Below are 6,980 nucleotides of genomic sequence, written 5' to 3' on the forward strand. Positions count from 1 at the left end.
GTACAGGCCCGGGACATGCGCGCCCGGCGTGGAGGGTGCCGTCACCGGCGCTTGAAAGGGGGGTACGCCGGTGACGGGCCGCGCTGTCGGCCGCGGACGGCGAGAGGGAGGGTCAGCAACGCGGCCAGCGGCCTACGCCGACACCGCACCGCGGCCGGTCGACAGCACGCCCGTTGGACGGGCGGCGCCGCGGAGCGGTTCCGCACGGGGAGCGCGTCAGCTGTGCGCGCGCCGCTTGCCACCGAGCCGGGCGGGCAGGCGCCGGGTCAGGAGCCGCGCGCGCGGGGCGAGCCGTCGCGCCATGGCGAACACCGACTCCGTGCGCGAGCGGTCGGCGTCCAGCACCGTGAAGAGGTTGACGCCCAGGTAGAACGTGAGCGCGGCGTTGGCCAGATCCCGCGGGGGCATCAGCCGGGCCAGCGGCGTGCCCCCGATGACCCGCTCCAGCGTCTCCTCGATGAACGCGAGCCACGGCTCGGCCCGTACCTTGATCTCCTCGCGCAGCTCGGGCTTGGCCACGGCCGCGGCCACGAGCTCGGAGAAGAGCGTCAGATGCCCGGCCTCGACGTCGTGCCGGTAGATCCGCGTACCGGCCTCGACCAGGTCCTCCAGCGTCCGGCAGTCCGCGACGGCCTCCGTGAGCACCGCCATCCGCTCCTCGGAGGACCGGTCCAGCGCGGCGAACAGCAGCGCGTCGACGCCGCCGAAGTGATAGAACACCAGCGCCGAGTTGACCCCGGCCTCCTTGGCGATCGTCCGCGCGCTGGACCTGCCGTACCCCTGCGTCCTCAGCACGGCTCCCGCCGCGCCGATCAGCCGTTCCTTGGTGTCCTCGACCGCCATGTGCCGCCCTCTCGCCAGGGCGATCATAGGCGGGCCGTATGTTCAGGCCGTGACGGCGGGTGGCACGACCTGCATGGCGCGCTCGTGGAGGGTGCGAGCGGTGGGGTTCTTGAGGTGGGGGTGGATTCGGGTGAGCATGGTCCGCATACGACGGTCGACCCGGCCGCTCTGCAGCAGCGGGTATTCGTCCAGCGCTTGGTGCCAGGTGTGACAGGCCGCTTCCAAATACCCCAGTTCCATCTGGAATTCGGCGATGGTGGCCCGTTCCTTGACCCTGGACCGGCGATAGACGTCGTAGCAGAGCCGGTCCGACTCCTGCATGGCTTCCACTGCCCCGGGCAGGTCTCCGAGCTCATGGCAGACATGGCTGATGTGGTAGTGCAGCGACGATGGGTCGTAGGAGCCGAATGCCTTTTCCCGCGATTCGGCCTTCTCCATCGCCACTTCCGCTTCCTTGAGGTACATGAGCGCACTGCTCCGGTCGCCGGTCTGGGCAGCGGCGTGCGCCTGTTGGCCCGCGAGGAACGCGCGCATGCGGGGGCCCGCGTTCGGTGAGGCGGCAGCGGCGGCGTTGGCCAGCCTCAGCGCTTCGTCACCGTGCCCGAGATCGACGGCCTGGAGGCTCATCCCCCGCAATGTCGTGCAATAGGTGAGGTGGTCCTCGGATGCTCCGGCAAGCTCCAGGGCCTTCATGTAGTACTGCTGCGCCAGCCCCTCCAGCCCCTCGTCCACGGCCATATAGCCGGTCAGATAGCAGAGGTCGGAGGCCGCCGACATCATCGCCCTGCGGACGGGTTCCGGTGCGTCGGCTTTCAGGTATGGCGCAACCGTATTCACCAGAAACGCGGCGGCCATGGGCCGGGCGTGCCGTCCGCCGAACTGGTCGTCCAACTCGGAGAGCCGCTCGGTCATGGCGATGACCGTTTCCACGTCGGGTATTCCGATGCGCAGCACCGTCCCTGTCTGCACGCTCTCCATACGCCCGACCACGTCCTGCCAGTCGGGAACGGTGAGCGCGACCGAGAACAATCCCGCGCCGAGGACACCACGCCGGGACGGGTCCATGTCCTGGCGCCCCAGGTCGACGATGCCTTCCACGGTGCCAGGACGGGAATCCGGTTCGCCGGACGGCGCCGGAAACCCCGTTTCGGCGTATGTCACGGGCCGTCGCAGCCTGCGGGCGAGGGCTTCCAGGACGAGCGGCCGGAAGCCTTCCTTCGGCAAGTGGCCCTTGAGCCACTGGTGAACGGACGGCTCGCGGTACTTCAGTGGAGTGCCGCGCTCGGTGCCCAGGCGATTGACCGCCTGGGCGAACTGGCGCATCGTCCAGCCGGTTTCGCGGTACAGCCGCTCCAGCCCCGAGTTCGGCTCTGGCGTCTTCACCGTGCTCAACTCCTCGCGTACGGAGGCCGCTTAAAACTCTTAAGTCCTGCCGCGATCCCCACAGTACCGCTGTGCGTAGTCGCGGGGTTGCCTAGAGCGAGAAGGGCACCCGACAGGAAGGCTGTGAGGAGAAAGATGCCGAGCCCCTCGATGTTCCCGCCGGAGCGGTCACGAGAAGTCGTCCCCGTACCCCACACCGGCGGCCCTCCGGCCGTGCCGGACAAGGAGGAGCTGCCGCGGTGCAGGGAATGCCTGTCCCTGGGCCTCGCCCGCGACGCCGCGCGACGGACCGGCGCCGATGCGGAGGCGGCGGCCCTGCTGGACAGACTCGTTGCGCACTACGACGCGACGCACGGATAGCCGGCCCGGAAGCCCGGGCCCGACGCGCGAAGGCGCCGGGCCCGGGCGGGAGCTGGCCGAACACTTCGGTGTCGAGGTGACGGACGAGGAGAGTGCTGTCATGGGGCACCGGCTTCGTGAGGCATTCGCGTGGCAGCAACAGGGCACCGTGGCGTGAGCCACCGCCATCTCGTGGGCGTCCCCGTCCCCGTCCTCGACCTCAACCGCTGACGCCGCCCACCCCGCCGGGGTGGGCGGCACCGGTGAGCATGGCCTGCTTGGCCGCCACGGCTTCTGGGTCCGCAGGGCCGTTGGCCTTGTCGAAGTCGGCGATCAGCTCGGCCAGGTCGTCGCGCTCGGCCTGCCGCTCCGCCCGCTTCGCGTACCGCACCACCACCATCACCCCGTTCACGAACGACCGTGTCCAGCAGACCGTATCCGACCCTCAGGCCAGGATCGCCTCCCCCGTGAACGTCCGCCACAGGCGCGCGTAGCGCCCGTCCAGCGCCAGCAGTTCCGCGTGCGTGCCGTCCTCCGCCACGCGGCCGTCGGCCATGACGATCACGCGGTCCGCGCGGGCGGCCGTGGAGAGGCGGTGGGCGACGACGAGGGTCGTGCGTGTGCCGGCGAGGCGGTCCGTGGCCTGGTTGACCAGGGCCTCCGTGGCCAGGTCCAGGGCCGCGGTGGCCTCGTCCAGCAGCAGCACGTCCGGGTTCACCAGCTCCGCCCGGGCCAGGGCGATCAGCTGCCGCTGCCCCGCGGAGAGGTTGCGGCCGCGCTCGGTGACCTCGTGCAGATAGCCGCCGTCGAGCGAGGCGACCATGTCGTGCGCGCCGACCGCCCGCGCCGCCGCCTCGACCTCCGCGTCGGAGGCGTCCGGGCGGCCGTACGCGATGGCGTCGCGCACCGTGCCCGGGAAGAGGTACGGCTCCTGGGGGACGACGCCCAGCCGGTGCCGGTAGCCGGTGGGGTCCAGGTCGCGCAGGTCGTGGCCGTCCACGCGCACCGCGCCCGCTGTCGGGTCGTAGAACCGCGCCACCAGCTTGACCAGCGTGGACTTGCCCGCGCCCGTCTCGCCGACGAACGCCACGGTCTGCCCCGCCGGGATCGTCAGCGCGATCCCCGACAGCGCGGGCTCCCCGTCGCCGTAGTGGAAGTGCACGTCGTCGAAGACGACCTCGCCACCCAGTTCCCGCACCGCGCGCGGCTCGGCCGCCGTCGGCGTCGTCGTGGTCTCGCGCAGCAGGTCCTGGATGCGGCCCAGCGAGACCGTCGCCTGCTGGTAGCCGTCGAAGACCTGTGACAGCTGCTGCACGGGGGCGAAGAAGAGGTCGATGTAGAGCAGGTACGCCACCAGCGCGCCCGCCGTCAGCGTGCCGTCGCCCACCCGGCCCGCGCCCACGATGAGCACCGCGGCCGACGCGACGGACGACAGCAGCTGCACGAACGGGAAGTAGACCGATATCAGCCACTGGCCGCGCACCCGCGCCCTGCGGTAGTCGTCGCTGCGCTCGCCGAAGCGCCGGGCGCCCGCGTCCTCCCGGCGGAACGCCTGCACGATGCGCAGCCCGGCGACGCCCTCCTGGAGGTCGGCGTTGACCAGGCCCACGCGCTCACGGGCGAGCTCGTACGCCTTGACGCTGTGCCTGCGGAAGACGACGGTGCCGATCACCAGCAGCGGCAGCGTCGCGAAGACGACGAGGGCCAGCTGGACGTCGAGGACCAGCAGCGCGACGAGGATGCCGAAGAAGGTGAGGACGGAGACCACCGCGGTGATCAGCCCCGTCTGGAGGAACGACGACAGGGCGTCCACGTCCGTCGTCATCCGGGTCATGATCTTGCCGGTGAGCTCGCGCTCGTAGTAGTCGAGGCCAAGGCGCTGGAGCTGGGCGAAGATCTTCACGCGGAGCGCGTAGAGGACGCGCTCACCGGTGCGCCCGGCCAGCCGCGTCTCCGCGAACTGCGCGGCCCACTGCGCGAGCACCACCAGCAGGGCCAGCGCGGACGCCGCCCACACGGCGCCGAGCGCCGCCTCGCGCACGCCCTTGTCGATGCCGTGCCGGATCAGCACCGGCAGCAGCAGCCCGGCCACCGCGTCCACGGCCACCAGCAGCAGGCTGAAGCCGAGCGGGACACCGAAACCGCGCAGCAGCTGCCGCAGGCCGTACGACTCCTCGGGGCGTGCCGCCTGCTCCTCGTCGACGTCCGGGGTGTCGTTCGCGGGCGGCAGCGCGGCGACCTTGGCGAGCAGCTCGGGGGAGGCGGGCATCCCGGCGAGGTCGGGGGAGCGGCCGGTCTCCTTGCGGACCCACAGGGACGGGGTGACGCCGTCGACGGGCGGCTGTACGGGTATCCCGGCCGATACGACGAGGCCGGTGGCCGCCGCCTCGCCGCCGAAGGCGCCCGCGAGCGCGAGGGGGGATTCCGGTTCCGTCGCGGCCACCAGACCTGCCGGGTCCTGAGGGACGCCCGCCAGCTCCTCCGGATCCGTCAGCAGCCTGCGGTACAGCTCGCAGCGGGCTTCCAGTTCCTCCGCCGTGCCGAGGTCGACGAGCCTGCCGCCGTCGAGCACGGCTATGCGGTCGGCGAGCGCCAGGGTCGACGCGCGGTGGGCTATCAGCAGGGTCGTACGGCCCGCCATGACGCCGCGCAGCGCCTCGTGTATCTCGTGCTCCACGCGCGCGTCCACCGCGGACGTCGCGTCGTCGAGGAGCAGCAGCCGGGGGTCGGTGAGGATCGCGCGGGCGAGGGCCACGCGCTGCCGCTGGCCGCCGGAGAGCGTGAGGCCCTGCTCGCCGACCTCCGTGTCGTAGCCGTCGGGCAGGGCGGATATGAAACCGTCGGCCTGCGCGGCGCGCGCGGCGGCGCGTATCTGCTCGTCGGTGGCCTCCGGGTGGCCGTACGCGATGTTGTCGCGGATCGGCGCGGAGAACAGGAAACTGTCCTCCGGCACCAGCCCGATGGCCGCCCGCAGCGAGGGCAGCGTCAGGTCGCGCACGTCGTGGCCGCCGACGCGCACGGCGCCGCCCGTCACGTCGTAGAAGCGCGGCAGCAGCAGCGAGACGGTGGACTTGCCGCTGCCGGACGCGCCGACCACGGCGAGCGTCTCGCCCGGCTCGATGCGCAGGGAGAGGTCGGTGAGGACGGGCCGCTCCGGGTCGTAGCCGAAGGTGACGCCGTCGAACTCCACGGTGGCGGGGGAGTCCGCGGGCAGCTCGTGCGCCCCCTCGCGCTCCTCCACCTCCGGTTCGGTGTCGATGAGCTCGAAGACGCGCTCCACGCCCGCCCGCGCCTGCTGGCCCACGGTCAGCATCATCGTGAGCATCCGCACGGGACCGACGAGCTGCGACAGATAGGTCGAGAAGGCGACGAACGTACCGAGCGTGATCTGGCCGCGTGTCGCCATCCAGCCGCCGAGCGCCAGCATGGCGACCTGCCCGAGGGCGGGCACGGCCTGGAGGGCCGGGGTGTAACGGGCGTTCAGCCGCACGGTGCGCAGCCGGCCGGCGAAGAGGCGGCGGCTCACCTCGCGGAGCTTGCCCGCCTCCTGCGCCTCCTGGCCGAAGCCCTTGACGACGCGGACGCCGGTGACCGCGCCGTCCACGACGCCCGCCACGGCCGCGGCCTGCCCCTGCGCGTACCAGGTGGCCGGGAACAGCTTGACCCGGCTGCGCTTCGCCAGGAACCACAGCGCGGGTGCCACGGCCAGGGCCACGACCGTGAGCAGCGGCGACAGGTAGAGCATCACCACGAGGGAGATGACGAAGAGCAGGATGTTGCCGATCATCATCGGCAGCATGAACAGCAGGCTCTGCACCAGCTGGAGATCGCTGGTCCCGCGGCCGACGACCTGGCCGGTCGAGAGCTCGTCCTGCCGCCTGCCGTCGAGGCGGGCGATCGAGGCGAACATCTCGGTACGCAGGTCGTGCTGGACGTCGAGGGCGAGCCGTCCGCCGTAGTAGCGACGTAGATACGTGAGGCCGTAGACGACGAGCGCGGCGGCGATCAGCAGGCCCGCCCAGGGGGCGAGCGGCCGGTCGTGCGCGCCGATGACGTCGTCGATGATCAGCTTGGGTATGAGCGGGACGAGGGCCATGACGGCCATGCCACCGAGCGACGAGCCGAGCGCGAGCAGCACACTGCGGCGGTAACGCCAACAGTGCCCCGCGAGCCGGCGAGCCCATCCTTGACCGCGCGCCTCTCGGCCGCGCGCGTCCGTCGTCCCCACCGTCGCCCTCCCGTTTGTCGCGGTGTCCGTTCCGGGGACCACAACGCGTCTGCGCTGGCATTTCATCCCAGCGCAACAAATGGGGGCGCGTTTTGCGGGGCGCTGCGCCGTGCGTCTGCTTCTGGAGCGGCTTGCGGCCGTCGTGTCCTCAATCGCCGGACGGGCTCGGTGGGGGTGAGGGTGGGAG

The 6,980-nt window shown here is 71.7% G+C and carries 5 protein-coding genes; 1 reads left to right on the forward strand and 4 read right to left on the reverse strand.

Annotated features, from left to right (window positions below; translation table 11 throughout):
* Nucleotides 1-216: 216 nt before the first annotated feature.
* On the reverse strand, nucleotides 217-870 hold the full coding sequence (locus tag K6I34_RS27975; protein ID WP_229329966.1) for a TetR/AcrR family transcriptional regulator: 654 nt from the start codon (nucleotides 868-870) through the stop codon (nucleotides 217-219).
* Between the two features lie 15 nt (nucleotides 871-885).
* On the reverse strand, nucleotides 886-2,226 hold the full coding sequence (locus tag K6I34_RS27980; protein ID WP_229329975.1) for a tetratricopeptide repeat protein: 1,341 nt from the start codon (nucleotides 2,224-2,226) through the stop codon (nucleotides 886-888).
* Between the two features lie 135 nt (nucleotides 2,227-2,361).
* Between K6I34_RS27980 and K6I34_RS27985 the strand changes: the two genes are divergently transcribed.
* On the forward strand, nucleotides 2,362-2,586 hold the full coding sequence (locus K6I34_RS27985) for a hypothetical protein (RefSeq protein ID WP_229329969.1): 225 nt from the start codon (nucleotides 2,362-2,364) through the stop codon (nucleotides 2,584-2,586).
* Between the two features lie 199 nt (nucleotides 2,587-2,785).
* Here K6I34_RS27985 and K6I34_RS27990 read toward each other — a convergent pair whose 3' ends face one another.
* A complete protein-coding gene (locus K6I34_RS27990; protein WP_229329971.1) occupies nucleotides 2,786-2,977 on the reverse strand; it encodes a hypothetical protein in 192 nt (63 codons plus the stop codon).
* Between the two features lie 33 nt (nucleotides 2,978-3,010).
* Entirely contained in the window at nucleotides 3,011-6,793 is a 3,783-nt protein-coding gene (locus K6I34_RS27995; protein WP_308294069.1) for an ABC transporter ATP-binding protein, read from the reverse strand.
* Nucleotides 6,794-6,980: the final 187 nt, after the last annotated feature.

Source organism: Streptomyces sp. UNOC14_S4 (assembly GCF_020740835.1).
In the GTDB taxonomy this organism is placed as follows: domain Bacteria; phylum Actinomycetota; class Actinomycetes; order Streptomycetales; family Streptomycetaceae; genus Streptomyces.